We start from the raw sequence: 14,547 nt of genomic DNA on the forward strand, positions 1-14,547 counted from the left end.
CGCTGCTGAACCAGAGCGCCAGCAAATGAACGGCTGTCACCGCCCCTCGCCGACCCCGCTGCCATTAATGCCGCGCTTTGCTGAAACAGCAGGCGCGTAAAGCACGCCATTCTCCAGGCTGCATATTGTCCCGCATCAGCCACCAGCGCAGCGTGGCCCCGTTTTCACTCCGGGCCACCATCAGCACGCCAATCGGTAACCAGCGTAGCGGTTGAGTTGGCCGCCAGCGTTTTCCCTGCCAGATCCAGTAATGGGGGCCTTCCCGCTGTAATCCGCCGTGCCGCTGAATCAATCGCCAGACGCTGAGCCAGCCCTCAGCCAGCAACAGCAGAATAATCGGCGTCTTAATCAGCCAGCCGCCCACAGGCAGGGGCATCATTAAGACACCGGTGACGGCGGCCAACAGCCAGGCGCACAGTATGGCGCACGCCAGGCGAGAAGGCTTCAGCTTACATTGCCACGGGGCCGCGGTCATGGTTACGCTGCTGGATCAGATTCACCATCCGCTTAAGCTCCGGATCTTTTGGCTCACCGTGATTCATCAGCCAGTTGAACAGATCGGGATCGTCACTCTTCAGCAAATCAACAAAGACCTGCTTATCGGTATCGTTCAGCGTGTCATACTCAAATTTGAAGAACGGCATAATAGCCACATCCAGCTCCAGCATGCCGCGACGGCAGGCCCACTGAATACGTGATTTATCATTAATATCCATGCAGCAATTTCCACAATTCACAACGTGGCCGCTAGTGTAACCTGGTTTAATGCGGCTCGCAGGCACAGCGTCGCAGGCTGTGCAACCTGCCACATTTCAGATTGTATCTTTTCAGGGTTATCACGCCTTTTGTGCGCCGTTTTCCGTAAACAGGTTGCATTGCCAGTCGGCTCTTTTAACATTAAAGATAATGTTCCGGATGAACCTTCTTATACAGGATATCTCCATGCCCACTTTTACTTTACCGCCGCGCCAGCCTGCCGCGTCGTCTCGTTTGCCATTAACCCTGATGTCACTGGATCGCTGGGCGCTGGTTTCTATTACCGGTGCCGACAGCACCGCTTACCTGCAGGGTCAGTTAACGCTGGATGTCGCGGCGCTGGATGCAGACCATCATTCGCCTGCCGCACACTGCGATGCTAAAGGCAAAATGTGGAGCAATATGCGCCTGTTCCATCGCGGTGAAGGCTATGCCTATCTGATCCGTCGTGAACTGCGCGACACTCAGCTGCCCGAGTTAAAAAAATACGCGGTATTTTCGAAAGTGACGATGGCAGCTGACGATGAATCCGTGTTGCTGGGCCTGGCCGGTTTTCAGGCACGCGCCGCGCTGGCGAATCTGTTTGATAGCCTGCCCGACAGCGAGAAACCGGTCGTGCAGCAGGGAGAAACGACGCTGCTATGGTTTGCCCAACCCGCCGAACGTTTTCTGATTGTCACCTCGCTGGCCCAGGCAGAAACGCTGAAGCAGAAGCTTAATGACGATGCACAGTTCAATGACAGCCAGCAGTGGCTGGCGCTGGATATTGAAGCGGGGATTCCGGTTATCGATCCCGCCACCAGTGTGCAGTTTATTCCGCAGGCCACTAACCTGCAGGCACTGGATGCTATCAGCTTCAAAAAGGGCTGCTATGCCGGTCAGGAGATGGTCGCCAGGGCGAAATATCGCGGTGCCAATAAACGCGCACTCTACTGGCTGGCGGGTCAGGCAAGTCATCTGCCAGAAGCCAATGCTCCGCTGGAGTTACAGATGGGTGAGCGCTGGCGTCGTACCGGCAGCGTGCTGGCTGCGGTGCAGTTAGATGATGGAATCAGCTGGATTCAGGTGGTGATGAATAATGATCTGGAGCCAGATAGCGTGTTGCGGGTTGAGGGTGATGAAGGCGGGCATCTGACCATTCAGCCGCTGCCCTACTCGCTGACTGAAGAGTGATTTAACGGCATAGCCCTTCCATTAACCGAAGGGCTATGCCGCCATCTACTCAGCGCACATAGAAGTAGATGGCGCAGAAGTGACAGAGACTGCCGCCCAGTACGAACAGATGCCAGATGGCGTGGTTAAAGGGAATGCGGCGCGCCACATAGAAAATCACCCCCAGCGAATAGATAATTCCGCCTGCGGCCAGCAGCCAGATGCAGCCCGCCGGCAGGATCATCGCCAGCTGATAAACCACAATCAGCGATAACCACCCCATACAGAGATAGGTCACCAGCGACAGCGCTTTAAAGCGATGCGCAATCGTGAGCTTGAACACGATACCCGCCATTGCCAGCCCCCAGATCACCGCCATTAATCCATACGCCAGCGGCGTCCTTAGTCCGACCAGCAGAAACGGCGTATAGGTGCCTGCGATCAGCAGATAGATGGCGCAGTGATCCAGCTTTTTCAGCCAGGGTCTGGCCGCTCCATCCGGAATAGCGTGATAGAGCGTTGAGGCCAGAAACAACAGGATCATGCTGCCGCCATAGAGGCTGTAACTGATGAAGGTGAGGGTGTCAGCCTGCCTCACAGTGGCCTGATTGAGCATCAGTATCAGTCCGACGATACCAAACAGGCAGCCCAGACCGTGACTGATACTGTTGGCAATTTCTTCGGCGACGGAATAGCCCGCAGCGGGCCGGTGTTTTTGAGAAAGTGTGGTGGTCATATCAGGTTCCTGAACAGCGCCATAGCAGTGATAACTGTTACCCAGCGTAGACAATAATTTTTTCAGTGTACACGTGTACGCTAAAAATACTCACTGAAATTCACTATCCCTTAAACCCCGTACTGAATCTGGTAAACTGACCGCCGGTCAACTGTTCAATGAGTCCTCCATGTTTTCGCATCGCGATCTCGCCCGCCTTAACGACCTGGAAATGCAGGTCTATCAGTTCATCATTAAGCACCGTGAAGGCGTCAGCTACATGACGATCCGCGAGCTGGCTGAGCAGGCCGGTGTCTCCACTACTACTGTGCTGCGTTTCTGCCGCAAGATGGATTGCGAAGGCTGGTCGGAGTTCCGCATCCGCCTGCGCTTAAGCGAGCAACAGAGTGCGCCACTGCTTAACACGGCGGGCGTCAGCGAGATGCTGAGCTTTTTCAAAAGTATTAATAACCCGGAATTTGAACAGCTCATCACCCAGGCCGCACAGAAAATCAATCAGTCAGATCAGGTCTTCTTTATTGGCGTAGGCACCTCCGGCAGTCTGGCAAAATATGGCGCACGTTTTTTCTCTAACCTTGGTAAATTCAGCCATGCGATTGACGATCCCTATTATCCGGTCAGCCCTGATCTGTATGACAATGCTGTCGCCATTATTTTATCGGTCTCTGGCGAAACGGAAGAGATCCTGCGCATAGCCAGCCAGTTCAGCCTGAATAAGTGCAAAATCATTGCAATAACTAATACGGAAAGCTGCTCACTGGCGAAAATTGGTGATTTCAACCTCTGCTACCATGTGCCGATTATCCGCATGGCGGACAATTCTGACATTACGACTCAGGTGCCGGTAACCTATATTATTGAAGCGATCGGTCGCCAGCTCGGGAAATAAAACAGGCTGTTTTTTAGATGTAACAAACGCAATTATCTGCGCGCTGTTATATCGTGACTTTCATTATTGCCTTGCTACACTCAGCTCAATTTCAATATCCGTAATGGGGTGAAGCATGAGTGCAGAATTGCAGTTACCAAAAGGCTTTCTTTGGGGCGGCGCGGTCGCGGCACATCAGGTTGAAGGCGGCTGGGATCAGGGCGGCAAAGGCGTCAGTATTGCTGACGTGATGACCGGCGGTTCACACGGTGTTGACCGTGTCATCACCGATGGCGTGCAGCCTGGCCACTTCTACCCGAACCACAAAGGCGTGGAGTTTTACTCCCATTACAAACAGGATGTCGCGCTGTTTGCCGAGATGGGCTTCAAGTGTTTCCGCACCTCTATAGCCTGGACCCGCATCTTCCCCAACGGGGATGAGCAGCAGCCTAACGAAGCAGGCCTGCAATTCTATGACGATCTGTTTGATGAACTACTGAAATATGGCATTGAACCGGTCATCACCCTTTCGCACTTCGAAATGCCTTATCACCTGGTCAAAGAGTATGGCGGCTGGCACAACCGCAAAGTAGTCGACTTCTTCGTACGCTTCAGCGAAGTGGTGCTGAACCGCTATAAGAACAAAGTAAAATACTGGATGACCTTCAACGAGATTAACAACCAGCGCAACTGGCAATACCCGCTGTTTGGTTACTGCTGTTCAGGCGTGATCTTTACCGAGCACGAAAAACCTGAACAGGCGATGTATCAGGTCATGCATCACCAGTTTGTTGCCAGCGCCAAAGTGGTGAAACTCGGTCACGACATCAATCCTGACTTACAGATTGGCTGCATGATCGCCATGGTGCCGATCTATCCCTTCTCCTGCCATCCGGACGATGTGGTGCTGGCGCAGGAATCGATGCATCAGCGCTATGTGTTCAGTGACGTGCAGATGCGCGGCTACTATCCGGCGTACACCCTGAAAGAGTGGGCACGCAAAGGTTATGACATTCAGATGGAAGCGGACGATGCCGAGACGCTGCGCCAGGGCTGCGCAGACTATGTCGGCTTCAGCTACTACATGAGCAATGCCGTGAAGACCGATGCCAGCGGCGTTGACGATCCGATCACCGGCTTTGAAGGCGTAGTGAAAAATCCGCATGTGAAAGCATCAGACTGGGGCTGGCAGATCGATCCGGTCGGCCTGCGCTATGCCATGAACGAGATGTACGAGCGTTACCAGAAGCCGCTGTTTATTGTGGAAAACGGCTTTGGTGCGATCGATAAGCCCAATGCGGAAGGCGTGATTGAAGATGATTACCGCATCGACTATCTGCGTGCGCACATCGAAGAAATGAAGAAGGCCGTGGCGTATGATGGTGTGGATTTAATGGGCTACACACCATGGGGTTGCCTGGATTGCGTCTCTTTTACCACCGGCCAGTACGACAAACGTTACGGCTTTATTCATGTGAATAAAAACGATGATGGCAGCGGCGATTTTTCTCGTGCGAAGAAGAAGAGCTTCAGCTGGTATCAGCAGGTTATCGCCAGAAACGGCGAAAACCTCTGATTACGCAAGACGCATAAGCTACGAAGCAAGTTAACGACCACCGGCAGCGTCAATGATGCTGCCGGTGATGTAAGAGGCCGCGTCGCTGGCCAGCCAGACGATCGCTTCCGCCACCTCTTCTGCCTCACCGCCGCGCCCCATCGGAATGACACTGGCCAGCCTGTCCACCCTGCCCGGCTCTCCGCCATCGGCATGCATCTCTGTATAGATGAATCCCGGGCGTACGCCATTGACCCGAATCCCCTGCTGCGCCACTTCCAGCGACAATCCTTTGGTCAGCGTATCCATCGCCCCTTTTGAGGCGGCGTAATCAACATATTCGCCAGGCGCACCGATACGCGACGCGGCCGACGAGACATTTACAATCGCACCACCCTGACCGCCATGATGGGTACCCATTCGCTTAACCGCCTCACGACAGCAGAGAAAAGATCCGATGACGTTGGTCGCAAAGACCTTATGCAAGCGAGCCGCATCAAGCTGTTCGGTGCGGCATTGCTGAAACAGAATCCCGGCGTTGTTCACCAGCAACGCCAGCGGTTCAGACTGCTGATCGAGCTGCGCAAACATCGCCATCACCTGAGGTTCATCACTGATATCTGCCTGAACCGCAAAGGCTTCACCGCCCTGCTGCCGGATCTGCGCCACCAGCTGTTGCGCTTCGGCCTCGCGATGACGATAGTTTACCGCAACCCGATAACCCCGGGCTGCCAGTAACAGCGACGTAGCCCGCCCGATACCGCGACTGCCTCCCGTGACCAATGCCAGTTTCATGCTGATTCTCCATAACAAAGGGCCGACAAATCGGCCCTGTAAAGTTACTGCCTGCCTGCGAGGCGATTACTGATAGTCGCTCATCGGCACACAGGAGCAGAACAGATTGCGATCGCCAAACACATCATCCAGACGTTTTACCGTCGGCCAGTATTTGTTATGGCTGCCCGCCGGGAAGACCGCCAGTTCACGGCTGTAAGGATGTGACCACTCACTGACGATTTCCAGTTGGGTATGCGGCGCATTAACCAGTGGGTTGTCGTCCAGCGGCCATTCACCTGCCGCTACCCGGTCAATTTCCATACGAATCGCCAGCATCGCGTCAATAAAGCGATCCAGTTCAATTTTGCTCTCTGACTCGGTCGGCTCCACCATCAGCGTACCCGCTACCGGGAATGACATGGTCGGCGCGTGGAATCCATAATCGATCAGGCGCTTCGCAATATCCAGCTCACTGATACCGGTCTGCTCTTTCAGCGGACGGATGTCGAGAATACATTCGTGCGCCACGCGACCCTCACGGCCCGTGTAGAGCACCGGATAGGCAGACTGCAGGCGGCTGGCAATATAGTTAGCATTCAGAATCGCGACTGAACTGGCCTGTTTCAGCCCTTCGGCGCCCATCATGCGAATATACATCCAGCTAATCGGCAGAATAGAGGCGCTGCCAAACGGTGCTGCGGAGACCGCGCCCTGCTGCGTCAGCACACCGTCGATCTGCACTACGCTGTGTCCCGGAACAAAGGGAGCCAGGTGCGCTTTCACGCCAATCGGTCCCATACCCGGACCACCACCGCCGTGCGGAATGCAGAAGGTTTTGTGCAGATTGAGGTGCGAGACATCTGCGCCGATGTAGCCTGGCGTGGTGATGCCGACCTGCGCATTCATGTTCGCGCCATCCAGATAAACCTGACCGCCGTACTGATGCACGATCTGGCACACTTCACGGATGGTCTCTTCATAGACGCCGTGGGTAGAAGGATAAGTCACCATGATGCAGGAGAGCCTGTCGCCCGCCTGCGCCGCCTTTTCACGCAGGTCGCCGAGGTCGATGTTGCCCTGTTTATCACAGGCCACCACCACCACGTCCATGCCGGCCATCTGGGCTGATGCCGGGTTAGTTCCATGCGCCGAACCTGGGATCAGACAGAGATGACGATCGCCCTCGCCACGGCTTTCGTGATAGCGGCGGATCGCCAGCAGCCCGGCATATTCACCCTGCGCGCCGGAGTTTGGCTGCATACAGAGTGCGTCATAACCGGTGAGTTGTACCAGCCACTGCGAAAGCTGACCGATCATCTGCAGATAGCCGGTAGCCTGCTCAGCCGGACAGAACGGATGCAGCTCAGCGAATTCCGGCCACGTGATCGGGATCATCTCGGCGGCCGCGTTGAGCTTCATGGTGCAGGAGCCGAGCGGGATCATCGCCTGATTCAGCGCCAGATCCTTTTTCTCCAGGCTGTGCATGTAACGCATCATCTCGGTTTCGCTGTGATGACGGTTGAACACCGGATGGGTCAGAATTTCGCTGTGACGTTGCAGGCCAGCAGGAATCGCGTGGCTTTCGCTGGCGACTTCGCTGTCGAGTTTCTCCAGATCCTGGCCGTGTTCATCACTCAGCAGAATGGCAAACAGCACCAGAATATCTTCACGGCTGGTGGTTTCATCCAGCGTGATACCGACGGCGTTATGGATGTCGCTGCGCAGGTTAACGCCAAAGCTCAGGGCACGGTTCAGCACGGCGGCTTTATCCGCCACTTCCACCGTCAGCGTATCGAACCAGTGCTGATGGCGCAGCTTCAGGCCACCCTGCTGCAGTCCGGCTGCCAGGATGTTGGTGAAGCGGTGAATGCGAGAGGCAATACGCTTCAGACCGGCAGGGCCGTGGAATACCGCGTAGAGACCCGCGATGTTTGCCAGCAGCACCTGCGAAGTACAGATGTTGGAGTTAGCCTTTTCACGGCGGATATGCTGTTCACGGGTCTGCATCGCCATGCGCAGCGCCGTGTTACCCGCGGCATCACGTGACACACCGATGATACGGCCTGGCATAGAGCGTTTATGCTCGTCGCGGCTGGCGAAGAAGGCAGCGTGAGGGCCGCCATAACCCATCGGCACGCCGAAACGCTGAGCGGAACCAAAGACAATGTCTGCACCCTGCTTGCCTGGCGCTTCCAGTAACACCAGCGACATAAAGTCCGCCGCCACGCTGACCACGACTTTGCGTGCTTTCAGCCCGGCAATCAGCGCGCTGTAATCGTGCGCCTCACCGGTGGTGCCCACCTGTTGCAGCAATACACCAAACAGGTCGTCGTGATCGGATGCTTTATCGGCGCTATCGATGATCAGTTCGAAACCGAACGTCTCCGCACGAGTCCGCACCACATCCAGCGTCTGTGGATGAATATCATCGGCAATGAAGAATTTGTTGGCGTTTTTTAGCTTACTGACGCGTTTTGCCATCGCCATCGCTTCGGCGGCGGCAGTGGCTTCATCCAGCAGTGAGGCGGACGCGATATCCATTCCGGTGAGATCCAGCGTCAGCTGCTGGAAGTTGAGCAGCGCTTCTAAGCGGCCTTGCGAGACCTCAGGCTGATACGGGGTATAGGCGGTGTACCAGCCCGGATTTTCCAGCATATTACGCAGGATAACCGGCGGGGTGATGACCGCGCTGTATCCCATACCGATCCAGGATTTGTAACGCAGATTCTGGCTGGCAATGGCTTTCAGTTCGGCCAGCGCCTGCTGTTCAGTCGCGGCTTCACCAACCGCGGGCGGGCCCGGCAGCTGAATGTCTGCCGGCACAATCGTGCTGATTAACGCGTCCAGCGAACGGGCACCAATCGCGTCAAGCATCTGCGCCTGCTGCTCAGGTGAAGGACCGATATGGCGCTCAATGAATGCACCGTTGTGTTCAAGCTGGCTGAGAGTCTGGGTCATTAGCTGTAAATCCTGAATCGGGCTGGGGGAACCGGAGAGCAAACAGAAATCTGCGGCCTCTGTACGAGGCCGCCTGACGACTACTCGTCGATGGAGGCTTTATAAGCATCCGCATCCAGCAGCGTGTCGATTTCAGACGCGTCGCTGGCTTTAATTTTAAATAACCAGCCGCCGTCATAAGGCTCGCTGTTGACCTGCTCCGGTGAGTCAGTCAGTGCTTCATTGACCGCGACAATCTCACCGCTGACTGGCGCATAGATATCTGAAGCCGCTTTAACGGATTCTGCAACCGCGCACTCTTCACCAGCGGCAAACGTCGCGCCTACTTCCGGCAGATCGACAAATACCATGTCGCCCAGTAATTCCTGCGCATGTTCAGTAATCCCCACCGTGTAGCTGCCATCGGCTTCTTTGCGCACCCATTCGTGGCTGTCGCGGTACTTCAACGTATTCGGCACATTGCTCATTGGCCATTTCTCCTGAATAAAATTTACTGGGCGACCGGTTTACCGGCGCGGACAAAAACGGGACGGGTAACCTGGACGGGCATCTGGCGGTTACGGATCTCAACAATGGCGGTGGTGCCTACGGAGGCTGGTACACGCGCCAGGGCGATGCTGCAACCCAGTGTCGGTGAGAAAGATCCACTGGTGATGATCCCCTCCTGCGGCTGCCCCTGGTCATCGGTGAAACGCACCGGCTGGCCGTTACGCAGCACCCCTTTTTCAGTGAGGATCAGCCCCACCAGTTTTTCGGTGCCGCGTTCACGCTGCAGTTCCAGCACTTCCCGACCAATGAAGTCGCGGTCAGCGGGTTCCCAGCACACCGTCCAGCCCATGTTGGCAGCCAGCGGTGAAACGCCTTCGTCCATCTCCTGACCATACAGATTCATTCCGGCTTCCAGACGCAGCGTGTCGCGTGCGCCCAGTCCGGCAGGTTTGACGCCAGCGGCCAGCAGACGCTGCCAGAAATCGGCCGCCTCATCTGCAGGCATCGCAATTTCATATCCCGCTTCGCCGGTGTAGCCGGTGGTCGCGATAAACAGGTCACCTGACTGCACACCAAAAAACGGCTTCATGCCAGCAACAGCCTGACGCTGCTCCTCACTGAACAGCGTCTGCGCTTTCTGCTGCGCCTGCGGGCCCTGCACAGCAATCAGCGCCAGGTCATCACGTTCCGTCAGCGTAATGCCATAGCCCTGCGCATGTTGCGTGATCCAGGCGAGGTCGTTTTCACGGGTCGCGGAGTTCACCACCAGCCGGAAGAATTCCTCGCTCATAAAGTAAACAATCAAATCGTCAATGACGCCACCCGAAGCATTCAGCATTCCGGTATAGAGCGCTTTGCCTGGCTGCGTCAGTTTTGCCACATCATTTGCCAGCAGGTAGCGCAGGAATTCCCGGGTACGCGGGCCTGTCAGATCGACAATGGTCATGTGAGAAACATCAAACATCCCGGCGTCAGTGCGCACCACATGGTGTTCATCCATCTGGGAGCCATAGTGCAGCGGCATCATCCAGCCATGAAAATCCACCATACGGGCACCGCAGGCCTGATGCTGTTCAAACAGAGGTGTTTGCTGAGTCATAACCATCCTGTGCAGAAGCGAGTGAGGGCAAAAGTGCGTCGGAATTTGTGCCGACGCAAACGTTCTCTTATGGCTGACGTTACCACCGAATTTGACGTTTAACCATAAGCAAACCGGGGTCGAAAGCAGATACACAGCCTAACCAGGAACAGGCACTGACAGGATAAAAAACTGCAATTTTGTGATTAATCGCGCAATAAATGCAGGGCTTTTAAATATACACAGCAAATTTATGCGGGATGGCGTTCAGGATGTTAAAAAAAACCCTTTGCGCGCAGAGAGATGAATGAGAAAAAGTAATGCGAATTCGCTCGCAAAATTAGAATAAATCAAACGAAGACCTCTGCTGGTGCAGCGTTGCCTTTTCGTGGTGCAGAGGGATTCAGGCATAAAAAAAGCCAGCAGACGCTGGCTTATAAGAAGGCGTGGATTTAGCGTAACCAGGCGGGCAAATCATTCAGGCCCATCGCCTGCTTCAGCATTAGAGGTTTTACTCCTGGCAGCCGATCAGCCAGCTTCAGACCGACGTCACGCAGCAGTTTTTTCGCCGGATTATTGCCTGCGAACATCTCCCGGAAGCCCTGCATTCCTGCCAGCATCATTGCGGCGCTGTGTTTACGGCTGCGCTCGTAGCGACGCAGATAGAGGTGCTGACCAATATCTTTGCCCTCCTGATGCAGACGGCGAATCTCACCAATCAGCTCGGCAGCATCCATAAAGCCAAGGTTAACGCCCTGGCCCGCCAGCGGATGAATGGTATGAGCCGCATCGCCCACCAGCGCCAGACGGTGTGCCGCAAAGTTGCGGGCATAGCGCGCCACCAGCGGAAACGACTTGCGCTCGCTTTCCAGCTGGCACAGGCCGAGTCGCATATCAAACGCGACAGAGAGCTGCTGATTGAACAACGCTTCCGGCATGGTCTCCAGACGGCTCGCTTCCTGCGGCGAGAGCGACCAGACGATGGAGCTTATATGCGGATCCTGCATTGGCAGGAAAGCCAGAATACCATCGCCGTGGAACACCTGTCGCGCCACCGCGTCGTGCGGTCTTTCAGTGCGGACGTTAGCGACTAACGCATGGTGATCGTAGTCCCAGAAGGTGAGCGGGATATCGGCTTTGTTGCGCAGCCAGGAGTTAGCGCCATCAGCGGCAATCATTAATCGCGCACTTAACATGCTGCCATCTTCCAGGGTAACAAAGGCTTCATTATCACCAAACGCCACCTGCTGTAACTGCGAGGGTGCCATTATCGTCACGTCGCTGCAGGCGCTGGCACGCTGCCAGAGTGCATTGTGGATCACCGGGTTTTCGATGATATGGCCCAGATGTGACAAGCCCTGATGCTGATCATCAAAGGCAATGGAACCGAAGCTGTCCTTATCCCACACTTCCATGCCGTGATAAGCGCAGGCACGCAGCGAGAGAATGGTCGACCAGACATCCAGCTTCTGCAGCAGCCGTTCGCTGGCGGCATTGAGCGCCGACACGCGAATGGACGGTGACGCACTCAGCGCCAGCGGTGGCTCCGGCGATTTCTCCAGCACGGCGATGCGCAGTCCGCTGCCCTGCAAGCCGCAGGCCACCGCCAGTCCCACCATTCCGCCACCGGCAATCACCACATCAAAAGTTTGCATCTGAGCCTCTTTATTAACGCTTAACCCAGCCAAGCGTACGCTCAGCCAGTTGATTTCGTAACCACGGCAGATGATCCATCGCCAGCAGGCCCAGGTTACGTCCAGCTACCATCGGGCCATAGCGATTCGCAAAGACGCGAACCAGTCCGTCGGTGATACCGATAGTGGCGGCGCGATCGGGCTGACGGCGCTGCTGGTAATGATGCAACACCGCATAGCCGCCGGGATCCTGCTGTTGACGATGGGCGGCTGCCAGCGTTTCAGCCAGCGACATCACATCGCGCAAGCCCAGGTTGAAGCCCTGCCCGGCAATCGGATGCAGCGTCTGTGCTGCATTGCCCACCACCGCCACCCGATGCGTCACTGGCGACATCGCCCGGTGCAGCGCCAGCGGGTAATATTCACGCTGGCCGGTGTGGGTGAATTTGCCCAGTCGCCAGCCAAAAGCACGTTGCAGATGGCTCAGGAATTCGGCCTCGCTCCACTGCTCAATACGTTCACGCTGCGAAACCGGATGACACCAGACCAGTGACAGACGGTTGCCGGACATCGGCAACAACGCCAGTGGGCCGTGTTCGGTGAAACGCTCGAATGCCCGGCCCTGATGGGGAAGCGCGGTGGAGACGTTGGCAATCACCGCAAGCTGCTGATAATCGTCCCGTTGCCACTGAATGCCGCACGAGGCAGCCAGCGCAGAGCGCGTGCCATCTGCTGCCACCAGCAGTTTGCCGCTGAGTTGTTCGCCACTGTCCAGCGTTACCTCAACCTGCTGTTCGCTACGGTGTGCCTGGGTAACGCGCGCCGGACAGCGTAACGTCACGCCGGGGGCTTTTTTCAGTTCAGCGAAAAGACGCTGACCGACGTCAAACAGCTCAACAACCTGTCCCAGCGCCGGAATGGCGTAGTCAGCCGCCGCCAGCGACACAAAGCCCGCATGACCGCGATCGGAAACATGGATATCGGTAATCGGCGTAGCACAACGGGCGATGTGCTGCCACAGATTAATGTCAGCCAGCTGCTGGCAGGTTCCGGCAGAGAGCGCAATGGCGCGGCCATCGAAACCAGGATGCGCCCGGCTGCCTGGCTCGCTGCTTTCAATCAGCGTCACCGGCAGTGTGCCCTGGGTCAGATGGGAGATCGCCAGCGCCAGCGTCGCCCCGGTCATGCCGCCACCGGCAATCAGAATCGTCATGCCTGTTTTGCCGCCGCCATCAGTGCTTCGATCTCATCGGCCTCTTTAACTACGCTGTCGGTGAGATTCTCAATGCCATCTTCAGTAATCACGATGTCATCTTCGATTCGGATGCCGATGCCGCGATACTGCGCAGGCACATCCGCATCCGGTCCGATATAAAGACCCGGCTCGACGGTTAACACCATGCCCGGTTCCAGAATCCGGTCGCGGCTCGGTGTGCCGTAGTGGCCGACGTCGTGAACATCCAGCCCCAGCCAGTGGCCCAGGCCATGCATGTAGAACTGGCGATGCACTTCCCCGGCGATCAGCGTATCGACGTCGCCCTCCAGGATGCCCAGCTCAACCAGACCGGTGATCATGATGCGTACCACTTCATCATTCACTTCCCGAATGCTGACGCCAGGCCGGAACATCTCAAGCGACCGCTTCAGCGAAGCCAGTACGATGTCATAAATGGCACGCTGCGCCGGGCTGAACCTGCCGTTCACCGGGAAGGTGCGCGTGATATCCCCGGCATAGCCATGGAACTCACAGCCTGCATCGATCAGCACGAGATCGCCGTCACGCATTTCACTTTCATTTTCGGTGTAGTGCAGAATGCAGCCGTTTTCCCCGGCACCCACGATGGTGTTATAGGAGGGATAACGCGCGCCGTGACGAGTAAATTCGTGATGAATTTCCCCTTCGAGCTGATATTCAAACATGCCCGGCTGGCAGGTTAGCATCGCACGGGTATGCGCCAGTGCGCTGATTTTCCCGGCGCGACGTAACAGCTCAACCTCGTCCGCATCTTTAAACAGACGCATCTCATGCACCCACGGACGCCAGTCAATGACGGTAGCAGGCGCGCTGAGATTCTGGCGGAATCCGCGACGCAGTTTATCCAGCGCGCTGAACACAAGGGTGTCCGCATGGGCATATTCGCCCTGCGCATGGTAAATCACATCCAGACCATTCAGCAGCAGGTGCAGCTGTTCACCGATATCGTTCCAGGGCAAAGCGCGATCCACGCCCAGTTTATCTGGCGCGGCCTCCTGGCCCAGCCGACGGCCAGACCAGACTTCCGCTGCGGGGTCACGCACGCGGTTAAATAGCACACTGTGATTATGATTTTCATCGCTTTTGATCAACACCAGCAGCGCCTGCGGCTCGTTGAAGCCGGTGAAGTAACTGAAGTCACTGCTCTGGCGGAATGGATATTCCGTGTCATTACTGCGCGTTACTTCAGGCGCAGCAAAAATCAATGCTGCGCTGCCAGGCACCATCTTCGCCAGCAGCGCCTGACGACGCTGCAGGTATCGTTCCAGTGAAATCATCTCTGCACTCCC

General features: G+C 56.2%; 13 protein-coding genes. 3 read left to right on the top strand and 10 right to left on the bottom strand.

What is annotated here, in order from left to right:
* Nucleotides 1–64: 64 nt before the first annotated feature.
* Together HZZ01_RS15480 and sdhE are read right to left on the bottom strand one after the other, a co-directional pair.
* Nucleotides 65–475, bottom strand: coding sequence for a protein YgfX (locus HZZ01_RS15480; protein ID WP_179898482.1), 411 nt, complete (start codon nt 473–475; stop codon nt 65–67).
* The gene (gene sdhE, locus HZZ01_RS15485) at nt 450–716 is read right to left on the bottom strand and encodes an FAD assembly factor SdhE (protein ID WP_179898483.1); all 267 of its coding nucleotides are present in this window, start codon (nt 714–716) and stop codon (nt 450–452) included. Before sdhE ends, HZZ01_RS15480 begins: the two co-directional genes overlap by 26 nt.
* A 226-nt stretch (nt 717–942) precedes the next feature.
* On the opposite strand from sdhE, the gene ygfZ reads away from it, so the two are divergent.
* Nucleotides 943–1,929, top strand: coding sequence for a tRNA-modifying protein YgfZ (gene ygfZ, locus HZZ01_RS15490; protein ID WP_179898484.1), 987 nt, complete (start codon nt 943–945; stop codon nt 1,927–1,929).
* Nucleotides 1,930–1,978: 49 nt separating this feature from the next.
* Here ygfZ and HZZ01_RS15495 read toward each other — a convergent pair whose 3' ends face one another.
* Nucleotides 1,979–2,644 carry a hemolysin III family protein gene (locus HZZ01_RS15495; protein WP_179898485.1) on the bottom strand — a complete coding sequence of 222 codons (666 nt, stop codon included), beginning with the start codon at nt 2,642–2,644 and terminating at the stop codon, nt 1,979–1,981.
* Nucleotides 2,645–2,813: 169 nt separating this feature from the next.
* Between HZZ01_RS15495 and HZZ01_RS15500 the strand changes: the two genes are divergently transcribed.
* The gene (locus HZZ01_RS15500; protein ID WP_179898486.1) at nt 2,814–3,533 is read left to right on the top strand and encodes a MurR/RpiR family transcriptional regulator; all 720 of its coding nucleotides are present in this window, start codon (nt 2,814–2,816) and stop codon (nt 3,531–3,533) included.
* 115 nt (nt 3,534–3,648) lie between these two features.
* Entirely contained in the window at nt 3,649–5,088 is a 1,440-nt protein-coding gene (locus HZZ01_RS15505; RefSeq protein ID WP_179898487.1) for a 6-phospho-beta-glucosidase, read from the top strand.
* A 30-nt stretch (nt 5,089–5,118) separates the two neighbouring features.
* Here the strand turns inward: HZZ01_RS15505 and HZZ01_RS15510 are convergent, their stop codons facing one another.
* From HZZ01_RS15510 to pepP, 7 genes are all read right to left on the bottom strand, one after another.
* Nucleotides 5,119–5,862 (bottom strand): SDR family oxidoreductase, encoded by a 744-nt coding sequence (locus tag HZZ01_RS15510; protein WP_179898488.1) that lies wholly within the window; start codon nt 5,860–5,862, stop codon nt 5,119–5,121.
* 66 nt (nt 5,863–5,928) lie between these two features.
* The gene (gcvP, locus tag HZZ01_RS15515; RefSeq protein WP_179898489.1) at nt 5,929–8,802 is read right to left on the bottom strand and encodes an aminomethyl-transferring glycine dehydrogenase; all 2,874 of its coding nucleotides are present in this window, start codon (nt 8,800–8,802) and stop codon (nt 5,929–5,931) included.
* 80 nt (nt 8,803–8,882) lie between these two features.
* Nucleotides 8,883–9,269: a glycine cleavage system protein GcvH gene (gcvH, locus tag HZZ01_RS15520; protein ID WP_136196821.1), complete on the bottom strand. Its 387-nt coding sequence runs from the start codon at nt 9,267–9,269 to the stop codon at nt 8,883–8,885.
* Nucleotides 9,270–9,292: 23 nt separating this feature from the next.
* Nucleotides 9,293–10,390, bottom strand: a complete 1,098-nt coding sequence (gene gcvT / locus HZZ01_RS15525; protein WP_179898490.1) for a glycine cleavage system aminomethyltransferase GcvT — start codon at nt 10,388–10,390, stop codon at nt 9,293–9,295.
* Between the two features lie 431 nt (nt 10,391–10,821).
* A complete protein-coding gene (ubiI, locus tag HZZ01_RS15530; RefSeq protein ID WP_179898491.1) occupies nt 10,822–12,024 on the bottom strand; it encodes an FAD-dependent 2-octaprenylphenol hydroxylase in 1,203 nt (400 codons plus the stop codon).
* Between the two features lie 13 nt (nt 12,025–12,037).
* On the bottom strand, nt 12,038–13,216 hold the full coding sequence (gene ubiH / locus HZZ01_RS15535; RefSeq protein WP_179898492.1) for a 2-octaprenyl-6-methoxyphenyl hydroxylase: 1,179 nt from the start codon (nt 13,214–13,216) through the stop codon (nt 12,038–12,040).
* The gene (gene pepP / locus HZZ01_RS15540) at nt 13,213–14,535 is read right to left on the bottom strand and encodes a Xaa-Pro aminopeptidase (protein WP_179898493.1); all 1,323 of its coding nucleotides are present in this window, start codon (nt 14,533–14,535) and stop codon (nt 13,213–13,215) included. The genes ubiH and pepP overlap by 4 nt, the downstream gene beginning before the upstream one ends.
* Between the last annotated feature and the right edge of the window lie 12 nt (nt 14,536–14,547).

The sequence above is a fragment of the Pantoea sp. WMus005 genome (assembly GCF_013415305.1).
GTDB lineage: Bacteria > Pseudomonadota > Gammaproteobacteria > Enterobacterales > Enterobacteriaceae > Pantoea > Pantoea rara.